Origin of the sequence: Pseudomonas sp. ICBG1301, assembly GCF_016918385.1 — a bacterium.
Taxonomy (GTDB): Bacteria; Pseudomonadota; Gammaproteobacteria; order Pseudomonadales; family Pseudomonadaceae; genus Aquipseudomonas; species Aquipseudomonas palleroniana.
On the sequence record NZ_JAEKGB010000002.1, the window covers coordinates 662,785 to 678,209 of the forward strand.

Annotated in this window: 16 protein-coding genes and 1 pseudogene; 13 read left to right on the forward strand and 4 right to left on the reverse strand. The window is 60.9% G+C overall.

Translation table 11 applies throughout. The annotated features are described in order from the left end of the window. The first annotated feature begins 39 nt into the window (after positions 1-39). The gene (locus JBE38_RS06840) at positions 40-663 is read left to right on the forward strand and encodes a LysE family translocator (RefSeq protein ID WP_090370788.1); all 624 of its coding nucleotides are present in this window, start codon (positions 40-42) and stop codon (positions 661-663) included. 12 nt (positions 664-675) lie between these two features. Here the strand turns inward: JBE38_RS06840 and JBE38_RS06845 are convergent, their stop codons facing one another. Then, positions 676-1,203 carry a GNAT family N-acetyltransferase gene (locus tag JBE38_RS06845; RefSeq protein ID WP_126870675.1) on the reverse strand — a complete coding sequence of 176 codons (528 nt, stop codon included), beginning with the start codon at positions 1,201-1,203 and terminating at the stop codon, positions 676-678. 182 nt (positions 1,204-1,385) lie between these two features. On the opposite strand from JBE38_RS06845, the gene JBE38_RS06850 reads away from it, so the two are divergent. Genes JBE38_RS06850 through JBE38_RS06870 form a run of 5 tightly spaced genes read left to right on the forward strand, consistent with a single transcriptional unit; the run spans position 1,386 to position 5,375 of the window. Next, positions 1,386-1,868, forward strand: a complete 483-nt coding sequence (locus JBE38_RS06850; RefSeq protein ID WP_090370784.1) for a GNAT family N-acetyltransferase — start codon at positions 1,386-1,388, stop codon at positions 1,866-1,868. 13 nt (positions 1,869-1,881) lie between these two features. Further along, positions 1,882-2,268, forward strand: coding sequence for an ester cyclase (locus JBE38_RS06855; protein ID WP_205343959.1), 387 nt, complete (start codon positions 1,882-1,884; stop codon positions 2,266-2,268). A 52-nt stretch (positions 2,269-2,320) separates the two neighbouring features. Then, positions 2,321-2,803, forward strand: coding sequence for a VOC family protein (locus tag JBE38_RS06860; RefSeq protein WP_205343960.1), 483 nt, complete (start codon positions 2,321-2,323; stop codon positions 2,801-2,803). A gap of 32 nt (positions 2,804-2,835) precedes the next feature. After that, the gene (locus tag JBE38_RS06865) at positions 2,836-4,212 is read left to right on the forward strand and encodes a pyridoxal-phosphate dependent enzyme (protein WP_205343961.1); all 1,377 of its coding nucleotides are present in this window, start codon (positions 2,836-2,838) and stop codon (positions 4,210-4,212) included. Continuing rightward, positions 4,209-5,375, forward strand: a complete 1,167-nt coding sequence (locus JBE38_RS06870; RefSeq protein ID WP_161547871.1) for a cystathionine gamma-synthase — start codon at positions 4,209-4,211, stop codon at positions 5,373-5,375. Before JBE38_RS06865 ends, JBE38_RS06870 begins: the two co-directional genes overlap by 4 nt. A 259-nt stretch (positions 5,376-5,634) precedes the next feature. Here JBE38_RS06870 and JBE38_RS06875 read toward each other — a convergent pair whose 3' ends face one another. Next, a complete protein-coding gene (locus tag JBE38_RS06875) occupies positions 5,635-7,833 on the reverse strand; it encodes an OsmC domain/YcaO domain-containing protein (protein WP_205343962.1) in 2,199 nt (732 codons plus the stop codon). 174 nt (positions 7,834-8,007) lie between these two features. Continuing rightward, positions 8,008-8,664, reverse strand: a complete 657-nt coding sequence (locus JBE38_RS06880; RefSeq protein ID WP_090370772.1) for an O-methyltransferase — start codon at positions 8,662-8,664, stop codon at positions 8,008-8,010. A 111-nt stretch (positions 8,665-8,775) separates the two neighbouring features. Here JBE38_RS06880 and JBE38_RS06885 point away from each other — a divergent pair, with 111 nt between their 5' ends. Further along, positions 8,776-9,408 carry a TetR family transcriptional regulator gene (locus tag JBE38_RS06885; protein WP_090370770.1) on the forward strand — a complete coding sequence of 211 codons (633 nt, stop codon included), beginning with the start codon at positions 8,776-8,778 and terminating at the stop codon, positions 9,406-9,408. On the opposite strand, the gene JBE38_RS06890 is transcribed toward JBE38_RS06885, so the two are convergent. Continuing rightward, a complete protein-coding gene (locus JBE38_RS06890; RefSeq protein ID WP_090370768.1) occupies positions 9,395-9,907 on the reverse strand; it encodes a GNAT family N-acetyltransferase in 513 nt (170 codons plus the stop codon). The genes JBE38_RS06885 and JBE38_RS06890 overlap by 14 nt on opposite strands. Positions 9,908-10,030: 123 nt before the next feature. Between JBE38_RS06890 and JBE38_RS06895 the strand changes: the two genes are divergently transcribed. The 6 genes and pseudogenes from JBE38_RS06895 (at position 10,031) to JBE38_RS06915 (ending at position 15,423) form a co-directional block, all read left to right on the forward strand. Continuing rightward, complete coding sequence (locus tag JBE38_RS06895) at positions 10,031-10,453, forward strand: isochorismatase family protein (protein WP_205343963.1); 423 nt, start codon at positions 10,031-10,033, stop codon at positions 10,451-10,453. Between the two features lie 298 nt (positions 10,454-10,751). Continuing rightward, positions 10,752-11,708, forward strand: a pseudogene (locus tag JBE38_RS27965) (cache domain-containing protein); the annotation flags it as partial. A 198-nt stretch (positions 11,709-11,906) separates the two neighbouring features. Beyond that, positions 11,907-12,611: a methyl-accepting chemotaxis protein gene (locus tag JBE38_RS27970; RefSeq protein ID WP_446731244.1), complete on the forward strand. Its 705-nt coding sequence runs from the start codon at positions 11,907-11,909 to the stop codon at positions 12,609-12,611. 123 nt (positions 12,612-12,734) lie between these two features. Then, positions 12,735-13,148, forward strand: a complete 414-nt coding sequence (locus JBE38_RS06905) for a DUF2231 domain-containing protein (protein ID WP_205343964.1) — start codon at positions 12,735-12,737, stop codon at positions 13,146-13,148. Beyond that, positions 13,145-14,437: a PQQ-dependent sugar dehydrogenase gene (locus tag JBE38_RS06910; protein ID WP_205343965.1), complete on the forward strand. Its 1,293-nt coding sequence runs from the start codon at positions 13,145-13,147 to the stop codon at positions 14,435-14,437. Before JBE38_RS06905 ends, JBE38_RS06910 begins: the two co-directional genes overlap by 4 nt. Positions 14,438-14,505: 68 nt before the next feature. Beyond that, entirely contained in the window at positions 14,506-15,423 is a 918-nt protein-coding gene (locus tag JBE38_RS06915) for a bifunctional helix-turn-helix transcriptional regulator/GNAT family N-acetyltransferase (protein ID WP_205343966.1), read from the forward strand. The last annotated feature ends 2 nt before the right edge of the window (positions 15,424-15,425 follow it).

Here is a 15,425-nt window from a genome sequence, read left to right on the forward strand (position 1 = left end):
CTAGTGACCACCTCTGCCCGAGTCGACACTGGAGTGCACATGGACCTCACCACCCTCACCCTCTTCCTCCCCGCCTGCTTCGCCCTGAACATGGCCCCAGGCCCCAACAACCTGCTGTCCGTGAGCAACGCCACACGCTACGGCTACCGCATATCCTGCCTTGCCGGCATCGGCCGCCTGCTGGCCTTCGCCGGCATGATCGCCCTCGCCTCTGCGGGCCTGGCGGTAGTGCTGCAAACTTCGGAGTTGTTGTTCTACGGGATCAAGATTCTGGGAGCGGCGTACCTGTTTTATCTGGCGTTTCAGTTGTGGCGTGCCAATCCCCAGGCAGAGGCGCAGGCGAGCACGGCCAAGGTGGGTTTGTGGGGGTTGGCACGCCAGGAGTTTCTGGTGGCGGCAGGCAACCCGAAAGCCATCCTGATCTTCACCGCCTTTCTTCCGCAGTTTGTAGTACCCGGCCAACCGATCACACCACAGTTCGCGCTACTGGGTGCATTGTTCCTGGCGCTGGAGTGGATCGCCATCAGCGCTTATGCCTACATGGGCCTGCACATGCGCCGCTGGTTTGCCGAGCCACGGGGCAAGCGCCTATTCAATCGTTGCTGCGCAGGGTTGTTGTCGGCTGCGGCGACGGTGCTGTTGACCGCACGCCGGGCAGGATGATGTCGTCGGGGCTCACAACCGGGGTGGGGTCAAGGACAACCCGTATCTCACCTCGACCAGTGCTGTCCCGCCCCTCTGCAGATCGCGCTCGCTCCCGGTTTCCTCAACGCACCCGGCCCGGCGATAAAACCGGATAGCTCTTTGATTACCGACCAGGACCCAAAGCGTCAAACGCTCAAAGCCCTGCTCCCTCAAGGACTGCTCGCCGGCTTTCCACAAAGCGAGCCCGATACCGGTGTGCCAGCACCCGGCTAACAGGTAGATCGCCATGACCTCACCCACCTGCCCCTGGGCGGCATCTTCATCACGGCTGGCGCCGACCGAGATCCAGCCAACGACCTGCTTGCCCAGCTCAGCCACCCATACGTTGGATTCGCCCGCTTCAATCGAGCGAGCCCAAAACACCTCACGCTGAGCCAGAGTGGCTTGCAACGAGATCAGGTATTCGGCAGGCATCAAGTCCCGATAGGCCTGTTGCCAACTGCTGATATGAACCTGGGCAATCGCCCTTGCGTCGGTAGGTAATGCCTTGCGAATCATTGATGAATGCCTTGTTTGGACATTGAGAACTTGAGGTAGTCTGACGTCTCAATATGTCCCCTGACGACGAAACACTGATGACAGTCATGGTCCGAAGTGCTCAACAATAGACGACCTATCGGTAGGCGCTTAGGATTTGTCGTTTGAAATGACACGCAGGCTTGAAGGATAGAAACCCCACAATGGATAGCCCCATCACCTACCGCACCGCCACCGAAGACGACCTGCTGACCATCTGCGAATTGGGCCAATTACTCAATGCCGTTCACCACGCCGCACGTCCCGATATCTACGCCAGCGCCACGCTCGACGTCTCCCGTGACCGTCCGCACTGGCTGGGCTTTTTTGAGCGGCCAGGCCAGGTGGTGTTCCTCGCGCAGGTGGGTGGCCAGGCGGCAGGTTTTATCACGGCCAGCCTGTCGTCTGCGACGGGGCCATTGATGCAGCCGCTGGATTTCGTACGTGTCGGGTCGGTATGCGTTGCCGAAACGTTCTGGGGCAAAGGCATCGGACGGGGGCTTATGCAGCAGGTAAAAGCCTGGGCGGCTGATCGTGGGGCTAAAGATATCCGGCTGATGGTGTGGGGGTTCAATACACATGCCCAGCGTCTATATACAGAGTTGGGCTTTGAGCCCCGTGCAATTGAGATGGGCCTGGACCTTTGAGAGGAAACATTCGATGACCAAAACCGAACTCACCGATCTCTACAACGGCTACATCGACTGCCTCAACCGCCAGGATTGGGCGCACCTGGGTGATTTCGTTGCGCCTGACGTCACCTACAACGCCACCGTCGTGGGGCTAGCGGGTTATCGCGCCATGCTGGAGCGCGACTTTCGCGAAATTCCCGACCTGGTGTTTCGCATCCAACTGCTGGTGGTCGACCCGCCCAGGGTTGCCAGCCGGCTTAACTTCAACGTCCACCCTCGTGGGGAGTTTTTCGGATTGCCGATCAACGGCAAACAGGTGGTCTTTGATGAGAACGTATTTTACGAAGTCGACAACGGCAGATTTGCGCACGTCTGGTCAGTGATCGACAAGGCGGCGGTCGAACGGCAGCTATGATGGCTGGCGTCGTCTAAACTCCACGCACCCATCAACCCAGTGGAGCGTTGAGATGAAGCATAAAAACACCCTATGCCTCTGGTACAACGGCACCGCCCAGGAGGCGGCGACCTTCTATGCCGCGACCTTTCCCGAGAGCCGCGTCGACGCCGTGCACCTTGCGCCGGGCGACTACCCTTCGGGCAAGCGAGGCGACGTGTTGACCGTCGAATTCACGGTGATGGGCGTTGCCTGCCTGGGCCTCAATGGCGGCCCGGTGTTCCCGCAGACTGAAGCGTTTTCGTTCCAGGTGGCGACGGACGACCAGGCTGAAACCGACCGTTATTGGCACGCCATTATCGATAACGGTGGCCAGGCCAGCGCCTGTGGCTGGTGCAAGGACAAGTGGGGCGTGTCGTGGCAGATCACCCCGCGAGTGTTGAGCGCAGCGATCAGCCATCCCGACCCGGCCATCGCCAAGCGCGCCTTTGACGCCATGATGAGCATGACCAAGATCGACGTCGCCGCCATCGAGGCTGCCGTAGCCGGACGTTGACCCCTAGGCCCCTTCAGCCCCCAGGTGACCCCATGCCCGTACAACCCCGCCCCGCCGTACTCGAACTGATCGGCAACACACCGTTGGTCCGGGTCAGCCGCTTTGACACTGGCCTCTGCACGCTATTTCTCAAACTGGAATCGCAGAACCCCGGCGGCTCGATCAAGGACCGCATCGGCCTGGCCATGATCGACGCCGCCGAGCGTGACGGCCGCCTGCGCCCCGGAGGCACCATCGTCGAAGCCACCGCCGGCAACACCGGCCTGGGCCTGGCGCTGGTGGGCCGGGCCAAGGGCTACCGCGTGGTGCTGGTGGTGCCCGACAAGATGTCCACCGAAAAGGTGCTGCACCTCAAGGCCATGGGAGCCGAAGTACATATCACCCGCTCCGACGTCGGCAAGGGCCACCCCGAGTACTACCAGGACGTGGCCGCACGCCTGGCCAAGGACATTCCCGGCTCGTTTTTCGCCGACCAGTTCAACAACCCCGCCAACCCCATGGCCCACGAAACCAGCACCGCGCCGGAGATCTGGGCACAGACCCAGCACGACGTCGACGCGATCGTAGTGGGCGTCGGCTCGGCCGGTACCCTCACCGGCCTGACCCGTTTCTTCCAACGCGTGCAGCCGGAGCTGGAAATAGTGCTGGCCGACCCGGTGGGCTCGGTGATGGCCGAATACAGCCGCAGCGGCCAGTTGGAAACCCCTGGTTCCTGGGCCGTGGAAGGCATCGGCGAAGACTTTGTGCCGTCGATTGCCGACCTTTCCAGCGTGCGTCATGCCTATTCCATCAGTGATGAAGAGAGCTTCGACCACGCCCGTCAATTGCTCAAGGCCGAAGGGATTCTCGGCGGGTCCTCGACCGGCACCCTGCTCGCCGCCGCCCTGCGCTATTGCCGCGAGCAGACTGTGCCCAAGCGCGTGGTCACGTTCGTATGCGACACCGGCACGCGCTATCTGTCGAAAGTCTATAACGACCAATGGATGCAGGACGCCGGTCTGTTGCAATACAAGCATTACGGCGACCTGCGCGACCTGATCGCCCGGCGCTTCGAAGACGGCCGGGTGATCAGCGTCAGCCCCGATGACACCTTGCTCACCGCCTTCCAGCGCATGCGCCTGGCCGATGTCTCGCAACTGCCGGTGCTGGTGGATGGCCAGCAACTGGTCGGGGTGATCGATGAGTCCGATATTTTACTGGGGCTACATCATGACGCTGCGGAGTTCACCATGATCGTTGCCAGCGCCATGACCAACACCCTGCACACCTTGTCGCCGAGTGCCAGCCTGGTTGAGTTGCAGGCCGAACTCGATCGCGGCCTGGTCGCCATCATCGCCGACGCCTCAGGCTTCCACGGCTTGATTACCCGCGTCGACCTGCTCAATCACCTACGGAGATCCCTTGCATGAGTCAGTCCGATAAAAGCGCTTTCGCTACCCGCGTGATTCATGCCGGGCAATCCCCAGACCCGACCACGGGCGCGTTGATGCCGCCGATCTACGCCAACTCCACGTACCGGCAGAGCAGCCCCGGCGTGCACCAGGGGTTCGATTACGGACGCTCGCATAACCCCACGCGTTTTGCCCTGGAACGCTGCGTCGCCGACCTCGAAGGCGGCAGCCAGGCGTTTGCCTTCGCCTCGGGGTTGGCGGCGATCTCCACCGTGCTGGAACTGCTCGATGCCGGCGCGCATATCGTCTCCGGCAACGATTTATACGGTGGTACCTTTCGCCTGTTCGACAAAGTGCGCCAGCGCAGTGCCGGGCACACCTTCAGCTACGTTGACTTGAGCAATGTCGCGGCGTTTGAGGCGGCGTTGCAGGCGAACACGCGCATGGTCTGGGTCGAAACGCCGAGCAACCCGCTGCTGAGCCTCACCGACCTCAGTGCAATCGCGCGTATCTGCCGGGATCGCGGGATTATCTGCGTCGCCGATAACACCTTCGCCAGCCCATGGATTCAGCGCCCGCTGGAGCTGGGGTTCGACATCGTGGTGCACTCCACCACCAAGTACCTCAACGGCCATTCCGACGTGATCGGTGGCATCGCCGTTGTGGGTCACAACCCGGAATTGGCGCAGCGCCTGGGCTTCCTGCAGAACTCGGTCGGCGCCATCGCCGGCCCGTTCGATGCTTTCCTGACCCTGCGCGGCGTAAAAACCCTGGCGCTGCGCATGGAACGCCATTGCAGCAACGCCCTGGAACTGGCCACCTGGCTGGAACAACAGCCGCAAGTGTCACGGGTGTATTACCCAGGGCTGGCGTCTCATCCACAGCACGAGCTGGCCCGCCGGCAGATGCACGGGTTTGGCGGGATGATTTCAGTCGACTTGAACAGCAACCTGGCCGGCGCCACACGCTTTCTGGAAAACGTCAGGATCTTCGCCCTGGCGGAAAGCCTGGGCGGCGTGGAAAGCCTGATCGAACACCCGGCAATCATGACTCACGCGAGCATCCCGGCCGCTACGCGGGCGCAGCTGGGGATTGGCGATGGGTTGGTAAGGTTGTCGGTGGGGGTCGAAGAGGTGGAAGATCTACGCGCAGACCTGGCCCGTGCCCTGTCATACATCTAAACACCCCGAATGGCTGTAGTGAGCGGGCTTACCCCGCGCTGGGGGGCGAAGCCCTAATGACTGTCAGTTAAGCGATAGAGCAGACGATGGATAACCTGTGGGAGGGGGCTTGCTCCCGATGGACTGCGTAGCAGGCCCATTATTGAGGCCGCTGCGCGGCCTATCGGGAGCAAGTCGAATCGTCGCACCGCCCCTCCCACAATGACCGCGTTAAGCCTTAACTGACTGGCATTAGGACAAGCCCGCTCACTACAAGGCGTCAGGCTGAGGTGATGTTGGCCCGCGCCGCGTGCAGTTTCTTGTAGCTGTCGATCAAGCGCAGATGCCGGTCCAACCCTTCCAGCTTCATGCTGGTCGGCGTCAAGCCGTAGAACCGCAACGTGCCGTTGACCGAGCCAATCACTGCGTCCATACGCTCATTGCCGAACATCCGGCGGAAGTTGGCCTCGTAGTCCTCCAGCTCCAGGTCTTCATCCAGATGCATCTCCAGCACCGCATTCACCCCCTGGTAAAACAGCCCGCGGTCGACGGTGTTGTCGTTGTACTGCAAGAACATCTCCACGCACTCTTTCGCCTCTTCATATTGCTGCAAGGCGAGATAAATCAGCAGTTTCAACTCCAGGATGGTCAGTTGCCCCCACGCGGTGTTGTCGTCGAACTCGATGCCGATCAAGGTGGTGATGTCGGTGTAGTCATCCAGTTCGCTTTCCACCAGGCGCTCGGCCAGGGCCTTCAGCTCGTCATCGCTGAGACGGTGCAGGTTGAGGATGTCCTCGCGGAAAAATAGCGCCTTGTTGGTGTTGTCCCAGATCAGGTCGTCCACCGGGTAGATTTCCGAGTAGTCCGGCACCAGGATGCGGCACGCGGTGGCACCGAGGTGTTCGTACACCGCCATATAGGACTCTTTGCCCATGCCTTCGAGAATCCCGAACAGGGTCGCGGCTTCCTGGGCGTTGGAGTCTTCGCCATGGCCCGAGAAGTCCCACTCGACGAATTCATAATCCGACTTAGCACTGAAGAAGCGCCACGAAACCACGCCACTGGAATCGATGAAGTGCTCGACGAAGTTGTTCGGCTCGGTCACTGCGTGGCCTTCGAACGTTGGCTGCGGCAGGTCGTTCAAGCCCTCGAAGCTACGGCCCTGCAGCAGTTCGGTCAGGCTGCGTTCCAGCGCCACTTCCAGGCTGGGGTGCGCGCCGAACGAGGCGAATACGCCACCGGTGCGGGGGTTCATCAAGGTCACACACATCACTGGGAATTCACCGCCCAAGGACGCGTCCTTGACCAATACCGGGAAGCCTTGGGCTTCCAGGCCTTGAATACCCGCCAGAATGCTCGGGTATTTGGCCAGTACCTCGACAGGCACGTCTGGCAACGCAAATTCGCCTTCAATGATTTCGCGCTTCACCGCCCGCTCGAAGATTTCCGACAGGCACTGAACCTGCGCTTCAGCCAAGGTGTTGCCCGCGCTCATGCCGTTGCTGAGGTAGAGGTTTTCGATCAAGTTGGACGGAAAGTACACCACTTCACCGTCGGACTGGCGTACGAAAGGCAGCGAAACAATGCCGCGTTCTTCATTCCCCGAGTTGGTGTCGAACAGATGCGAACCGCGCAGCTCGCCATCGCGGTTGTAGATCTTCAGGCAGTAGGCGTCGAGGATTTCCGGCGGCAGCTCATCCTTGGGGCCCGGCTGGAACCAGCGCTCATCCGGGTAATGCACGAAGGGCGCGTTGGCCAGTTCCTCACCCCAGAACTGATCGTTGTAGAAGAAGTTGCAGTTGAGCCGCTCGATGAACTCGCCCAACGCCGATGCCAAGGCGCCCTCTTTGGTCGCACCCTTGCCGTTGGTGAAGCACATCGGCGAATGCGCGTCGCGGATATGCAACGACCACACGTTAGGCACGATATTGCGCCACGAGGCGATTTCAATCTTCATGCCCAGGCCGGCCAGAATGCCGGACATGTTGGCAATGGTCTGTTCCAGCGGCAGGTCCTTGCCCGCAATGTAGGTGCCGGTCGAGGAAGTGGAGCTGGGCATCAGCAACGCCTGGGCATCGGCATCGAGGTTGTCCACTTCTTCGATGACGAATTCAGGGCCGGCCTGTACGACTTTTTTCACGGTGCAACGGTCGATGGAACGCAGGATGCCCTGGCGGTCCTTGTCGGAAATATCCGCCGGCAACTCGACCTGGATCTTGAAGATCTGGTTGTAGCGGTTTTCCGGGTCGACAATATTGTTCTGCGACAGGCGAATATTCTCAGTCGGAATATTGCGCGTCTGGCAATAAAGCTTGACGAAGTACGCCGCGCACAACGCTGACGAAGCCAGGAAGTAATCGAATGGCCCCGGTGCCGAACCGTCGCCTTTGTAGCGGATCGGCTGATCGGCAATCACCGTGAAGTCATCGAACTTGGCTTCAAGCCGAAGGTTGTCGAGAAAGTTGACCTTAATTTCCATGCGGGCACACCAGAATAACGAGCTAAACAAAATGGCCGCTATTATGAGGATTTTCGCCGGGAAGTTTTAGGGTTTTGCCAATCAACTGCTGATCGGTGGGCCAAGCCGGTGGATGGACCCCACCACCGGGATGATCTTCGGGCCGTGCGGCTGGCGTTCAGCCAGCGCGGAGTATCAGCGCAGGCGGATCGAGAGCTCAATGTCATCGGCAAAGGGCACGGACAGGTACCCGTTATCCGCCGAACGCACATGCGCCAGGTACTCCGGGCAATAGTCAGTATTGTCGGCCACCACCAGGGCACCGGGCCGCAGGTGTTTTTCCACCAGGCCCAGCACATCGCCATACAACGACTTGGCGCCATCGAGCAGCAACAGGTCGACGGTTTCCGGCAGCCCGGTGGCCAGGGTGACCAGCGCATCGCCTTCACGGATTTCGATCAGGTCGCTCACCCCGCCTTCGATGAAATGCTCGCGTGCCAGGGCGATCTTCGACGCTTCGAATTCGCTGCCGACCAGCACTCCGCCGCCGTTGTCGCGCAAGGCGGCAGCCAGGAACAGCGTGGACAGGCCGAACGAGGTGCCGAACTCGACGATGGCCCGTGCCCGGCTGCTGCGGGCGAGCATGTAAAGCAGGTTGCCGGTGTCGCGGGAGACCGGCAGCCACAGGTCCTTGAGCATTGTGTAGAGCGCCAGGTATTCGGTTTTACTGTGCATCAGGCGGTCGCGCTCTTCGCGGGAGACGCTGTCGATGATCGGGCTGGTGGCCGCACTGGCTTGGGTGTAGAGGCGTTCGATCAGCGGCGCCAATGGCGCGGTGGTCAGGGTCGTCATGGTTGCTTTCCGTCAGGTTGGGGCTAGGATGCGACTAATTCGTCGCATTAAAAGTATGCGAGTGATTCATCGTCTTCGCTATTCGCATTGGCCCAGCAGCCGGAGCTCTCCATGACCACCCGCCAGACCCCGCGTATTTCCTCGCGCAAGCAACCGCAACAGGCCCGTTCCACCGAACTGGTGGCGGCCATCCTGCAGGCCGCTACTCAGGTTTTGGCCAAAGAAGGTGCCACCCGTTTCACCACCGCGCGGGTGGCGGAAAAAGCCGGTGTGAGTGTGGGCTCGGTGTATCAGTACTTTCCCAACAAGGCGTCGATTCTGTTTCGACTGCAAAGTGATGAGTGGCAACAGACCACGCAAATGCTGTGTGACATCCTCGACGCTGCCGACGAGCCACCACTGACGCGTCTACGGACCCTGGTGCATGCCTTCATCCACTCCGAGTGCGAGGAAGCGCAGATGCGCGGGGCTCTGCACGACGCAGCGCCACTGTATCGGGATGCGCCTGAAGCCGTGCAAGTGCGCGCGGCAGGTCGCCAGGCGTTCCAGCGTTTCATGCTGGAACTGCTGCCCGAGGTACGCGACGAATCCCGCGCCCTGGCGTGCGACCTGATCCTCACGACCCTCAGTTCGGTGGGCAAGGACTTTTCAGGCAGCCCGCGTACGCCGGCAGCGATTGCGGTTTACGCGGACGGCATGGCGGACATGTTTCATGCTTATGTGAATACGCTCAACCAAGGCTGATGCTCCACGACATCGCGCAGCGGCTGCCAGGCTCAAACCCGTGGGCATATTCATCCGCCAGGATTTGCGCCAGACGCGGGTCCGTTTCGGGTTTGAACCCCAGTCGTGTGTAGAACGGAGCGTTCCACGGCACGTGCTTGAACGTGGTCAGCGTCACCGCACGCAATGCATTTGATTGGGCATAGTCCTTGGCGGTCTCCAGCAGCTTGCGCCCCCAGCCCTGGCCCTGGACGGCTTGCGCAACTGACATCTCATGGATATGTAAAACGCCATCCTGGGGTTCTGCGCTGAGGAAGCCTTGAAGCTGATCGTTGGCGTCGACCACCACCCAACAGGTCGATAAAGCGATCAGTTGCTGATGACGCTCGACCGTCAGGGTGGCGCTGTCCGCCAACCCGCCCAACCCGTCGATCTCACGGAACACCTGGGCAGCAGACCGCTCAATGGCGGGTAACAAAGGCGCGTCCTCTCGATGCGCGAAGCGGATGTGGGCAGGCATAGGATCTCAACTCGGGATGGCGATCGCAGTGTAAAGACAATGCCGGGTGCTTTCGAACAAATCCCTGTCTGGATTTGCGCAATCGCTGATATGTTTCGCTCCACTCCATTGAAGGGATATGCCATGGAACCGTTAGCGACAAACGCGGCATTGATGATCATCGACATGCAACAGGGCATGAATGACGCCAAGCTTGGGCGACGCAATAACCCGCACGCCGAATTGCACATACAGCACCTGCTCAGCGCGTGGCGGCAGTCCCGGCGCCCCGTCGTGCATGTCCGGCATATTTCCCGCAGCCCTGGCTCGGTGTTCTGGCCCGGCCAGTCGGGCTGCGAATTCCAGGCCGCGCTGGCACCGCTCCAACATGAGCATGTCGTGGAAAAAAACGTTCCCGATGCCTTCACTGCAACCGGCCTGGAGCGTTGGCTGCACTTGCGCGGCCACCTCTGGCCGGCCGAGGACGTGCATGCTCTGTCGCTGAGTAACCTGGCGATGGATTACGCCAGGATCGCCGAGACGACTCAGTTATTGGCTCGCTGCTGACAAGGTCGGTCGGAGTCGGACGCAAGTGCATCGGTGCATCGCTGCTTTGCACAGCGCTTATCGAAGCGATTTTTCAGAACAAAATTATTCCTTGTTGTACACAAAATACCGCTAAAGCTTTATCCACATCGAGCCGAAACAGACAGTGATATCAAATCGCCTACCCACAGTTTGGGGAAGGGTGATTTGGCCGCCCTCCCCGCTGATGGTCGTCCCGATGAAAATAAAAAATAAGCTGGTGCTTGCTTTCGTATCCGTCGCTTTTATCCCGGTAAGCCTGGTTGCGGTGATCTCCGTGATGAATACGCGCACTCAGGCGGTCGAGCAGTTCATTGATGGCAGCACCCGTGAGATCCGCCAGATCGACGGCAACATTCGGCAGTTCTTCGATGGCACGGTGCAGAACGTCGATCAAATGGCTGCCGATCCTGTATACACTTCCGTGAACACTCTGAAAGACTACCAGTCCGCCAATGCCCCCAGCCAGCCGATGCCGGCGCAGGCCCAGCAGGTGATTGAGCAGTTTGCGCGTTTCGGTTCGACGCATCCGTCGGCGGCGATCCTGTCCATCGGCCTGGAAGACGGCACCTACGCCAAATGGCCGGATGACCCGCAACTGGCCAAATACGATCCGCGCGCTCGCCCCTGGTACAAGGCGGCGATGGCCAGCCCCGGCAAGACCGTGCGCACCCCGGCTTACTATTACGACAAAGATGACGTCGCCCTGGTGGGCACCGCACGGGCGTTGCTGGATAACACCGGCAAGCCCAAGGGAGTGTTCGTGGTCAGTGTGTCGCTGAAGAACCTCACCGAATTGCTCAAGAGCATCAAGCTGGGTGAAAGCGGCTATGTGATGCTGATCGAGGACGGCGTGGTGCTGGTCGACCCACGCAATGCGGCGCACAACTTCAAGCCGCTCAAGGACCTCGGTGCCCCTTATGCGCAGCTGGCCGATACGCCCCAGGGCTCCACCGAGGTGGTGATCGACGGTGTGCGTTACATGGCCAACGTCTGGACCTCCCCGGGCCTCGGCTGGCGTTATGTGGGGTTGATCGAATACAACGAAGTGATGGCAGCCGCCACGCGCATGACCTACCTGACCGCCGTGATCGTGGCGGTGCTGGTGCTGATCTTCGGGCTGATTGCCGCGGCGTTTTCCAAGGTGATCGTCAAGCCCATTGGCCAGGTCAGCACCGGCTTGCAGTCGATCGCCCAGGGCGAAGGTGACCTGCGCCATGAGTTGCTTGTGCAGGGCAAGGATGAAACCGCCGAGCTGGCCGGCTGGTTCAACAAGTTTCTCGCCGCGATCCGGCAACTGATCCAGCATATCGGTGCGGCCTCGACCAACTTGCACGACGCGTCCAAGGTCAACAGCGAAGTGGCGCACAACATGAACGAAGCGGCCGGGCGCCAGCGTGAAGCCGTGGAGTTGGTGTCCACGGCGTTCAACGAAATGGTTGCCACGGCCAACGAAGTCGCACGTTCATGCAGTGGCGCGGCGGAATCCGCCGAGAACGGCCATCGCCGGGTGGCCGAAGGCAAGCAGCAGATCGAGGTGACCACCGATAACGTCAACCGTCTGGGTCGCCGCTTGACCGAGTCGTCCCAGGCGATGGTCGAACTCGAAGCCGGCAGCCGCAGCATCAACCAGATCCTCGGCACCATCCGCGCCATTGCCGAACAGACCAACCTGCTGGCCCTCAACGCCGCCATCGAAGCCGCCCGGGCCGGTGATCAAGGCCGGGGGTTTGCGGTGGTGGCGGATGAAGTACGCGCGCTGGCCAAGCGCACGTCCGACTCCACCGGCGAGATAGAAAGCCTGCTCGGCACCCTTGGCAGCAAGACCGAGGAAGTCACGCAAAAGATGAGCAGTTGCCTGGACCTGTCCCGGGCCAGTGTGTCGTCCATCGAGAGCGCGCGCGACAGCTTTGAAGGCATTCAATTGTCGGTCAATGAGATCCGCGACCAGAACCTGCAGATTTCCGCCGCCGCCGAAGAGCAACACAGCGTGGCGGAGGAGATCAACCGGCATATCCAGCAGATCTATGACGAGGCACGTTTAGTCGAGACCCTGGCCCACTCGGCGCAGGATGATTCGGGGCGGTTGTCGAACCTGTCGGCAGAACTGAACGGGCTGGTCGGGCGCTTCAAGTCCTAGCGCGGGCACTGTGCCGTCATTCTTTCGATACGAAATACACTGAACTATCTGACAAACGCAGGGCTCCTTTCCTATGCGCTGCCCCGATTCCAGGGGCGTTGTATAACAAGGAGCCGCCATCCCATGACCACCCTACCCGCCTATCGCTACGCCCCCGGGCCGCTGCACACGACGCTGCTCGCCGGTACCGTGCCGTTGTTTCTGGGTGCCCTGCTCAGTGATATCGCCTACACCCAGACCTACCAGATTCAATGGGCCAACTTCGCCTCATGGCTGATCGCCGGCGCGCTGGTGTTTTGTGGTCTTGCGCTGTTGTGCGCACTGATCAACCTGCTGCGTGCCGAACACAAAGCCGGGCAACCGACCGTCTACGTGCTATTGCTCGTGGCAACCTGGGTGCTGGGCCTGATCAACGCGTTCCAGCACGCCAAAGACGCCTACGCCGCCATGCCTGCCGGGCTGGTCCTGTCGGTGATCGTGACGCTGCTGACGCTGGTCGCCACCTGGACCGGCCTGCGCTCGGGAGGTGCCCAATGAAGACTGCCCACACCCTGACCCTGTTAAGCGCAGCGCTGTTGCTCAGTGCTTGTGGCGGCGAAGCCGACAGCCCGCAATCTCGCGGCCCTGACCCCAAGCTGCCGGAGCAGCAAAGCAGCCTGTTGCCGAGCATGAAAATTGCCGAACCCACGCCCTGGGGTTCGCAAAAACCCAAAGTGCCCGAAGGCTACAGTGTCACCGCCATCGCCACCGGCCTGGCCATCCCGCGTCAAACCCTGGTACTGCCCAACGGCGACATTCTGGTCGCCGAAGGCCGTGGCGGCAGCGCGGCCAAGCTCAAGCCCAAAGACGTGATTGCCAGTGTGATCAAGGCCCAGGGCAATACTCAGGTCAAAGGCGGCAACCGCCTAACCCTGTTGCGCGATACCGACGGTGACGGCACTTATGAGCTGAAAACCGTGTTTGCCGACAATCTCAACGCCCCCTATGGCCTGGCCTTCGCCGACGGCAAACTCTACGTGGCCAACCAGGACGCGCTGGTGCGCTTTGACTACACCGATGGCCAGACCAAAGCCAGCGCGCCACCCGTCAAAGTCACTGACCTGCCGGCGCAGATCAACCACCACTGGACTAAGTCCCTGGCCGTGAGCGCCGACGGGCGCCAGCTCTACGTGGGCATCGGCTCCAACAGCAACATTACCGAGCGTGGCATGGAAGTGGAGATCGACCGGGCGATGGTCTGGCAGATCGATGCCGCCACCGGCGCGCACAAACCCTATGCCACCGGCCTGCGCAACCCGACGGCGCTGAAGGTGCAGCCGGGCACCGGCCAACTGTGGACGGTGGTCAACGAGCGCGATGAACTCGGCCCCGACCTGGTGCCGGATTACCTGACTTCGGTGCGCGAGGGTGCCTTCTACGGGTGGCCCTACAGCTACTGGGGCCAGAACGTCGACAGCCGCGCACAGCCGCAGAACCCGGCGAAAGTGGCAGCGGCGATCAAACCCGATTACAGCCTGGGCTCCCACGTTGCGGCGTTGGGTGTGGATTTCTCCATCCCCGCAATGGGTGAGAAGTTCGCCGACGGCGTGTTCGTCGGCGAACACGGTAGTTGGAACCGCGACAACCCGGTGGGCTACAAGGTGATCTTCGTGCCGTTCATCAACGGCAAGCCAGCCGGCGAACCTGTCGACTTCGCCACCGGCTTTCGCGGCGACGACGGCAAGACCCGGGGGCGCCCGGTGGGCGTGACGGTGGACCCGAAAGGTGCGCTGATCATCGCCGATGACTTGGCCAACACCGTTTGGCGGGTGACGCGCAACCCGTAGGCAAAGGGTTTGACATACTTGCCTGAGGCAACCATATTGTTGCCTCAGGCAACTATTTGAGCACCATCATGTCCACCACCCTTTCCGAACGCGCCGGCATCATCCGTGGTTTCAATCGTTTCTATACACACCAGATCGGTGTGCTGCAGGAACACCTGCTGCAAAGCGACTTCTCCCTGACCGAAATCCGTGTGATGTACGAGCTGTCGTCGCGTGGCGATCTGACCAGCGCCGACCTGTGCCAGATGCTGGGCCTGGATGCCGGTTACCTGAGCCGGCTGATCAAAGGATTCGAGAAGAAGGGCCTGGTCGAGAAAGTGCGCTCGGTTACTGATGCGCGTGCGGTGCAACTGCATCTCAGCGACCTTGGCCGCTCCGTGCTCGCGCCCTTGGAACAGAAAACCCAGCTGGAAGTCATCGCCTTGCTGCAAGGCCTGCCCGAACTGCAACAACAGCAACTGACCGCAGCCATGCAGCGCATCCAGACGCTGCTGCAAGGTCGCGCACCGAGCTACCTGCTGCGCGACCCGCAACCCGGCGACATGGGCTTGGTAGTGCAACAACAAGCGGCGTTGTATGCCCGTGAGTACCACTGGAACTGGGAATTCGAAGCCTTGGTGGCGGAAATTGTCGCCAAGTACCTGCGCGAATTTGACCCCAGTTGCGAGCGCTGCTGGATCGCGGAAAAGGATGGCGAGGTGGTGGGCTCGGTATTCGTGATACGTCATGACGAGACCACGGCCAAACTGCGCATGCTCTACGTGGACGCCAGTGCGCGGGGCATGGGCATCGGCCAGCGCCTGGCGGACGAATGCCTGCGCTTTGCCCGGCATGCCGGCTACCAACGCATGGTGCTCTGGACCATGAGTGCGCTGACCGACGCCTGCAAGCTCTACCAGAAAGCCGGTTTCGAGTTGATCGAAGAAGAACCCACCCAAAGCTTCGGAAAGCCCCTGGTCAGCCAGACCTGGGCGCGTGATCTGTAGAT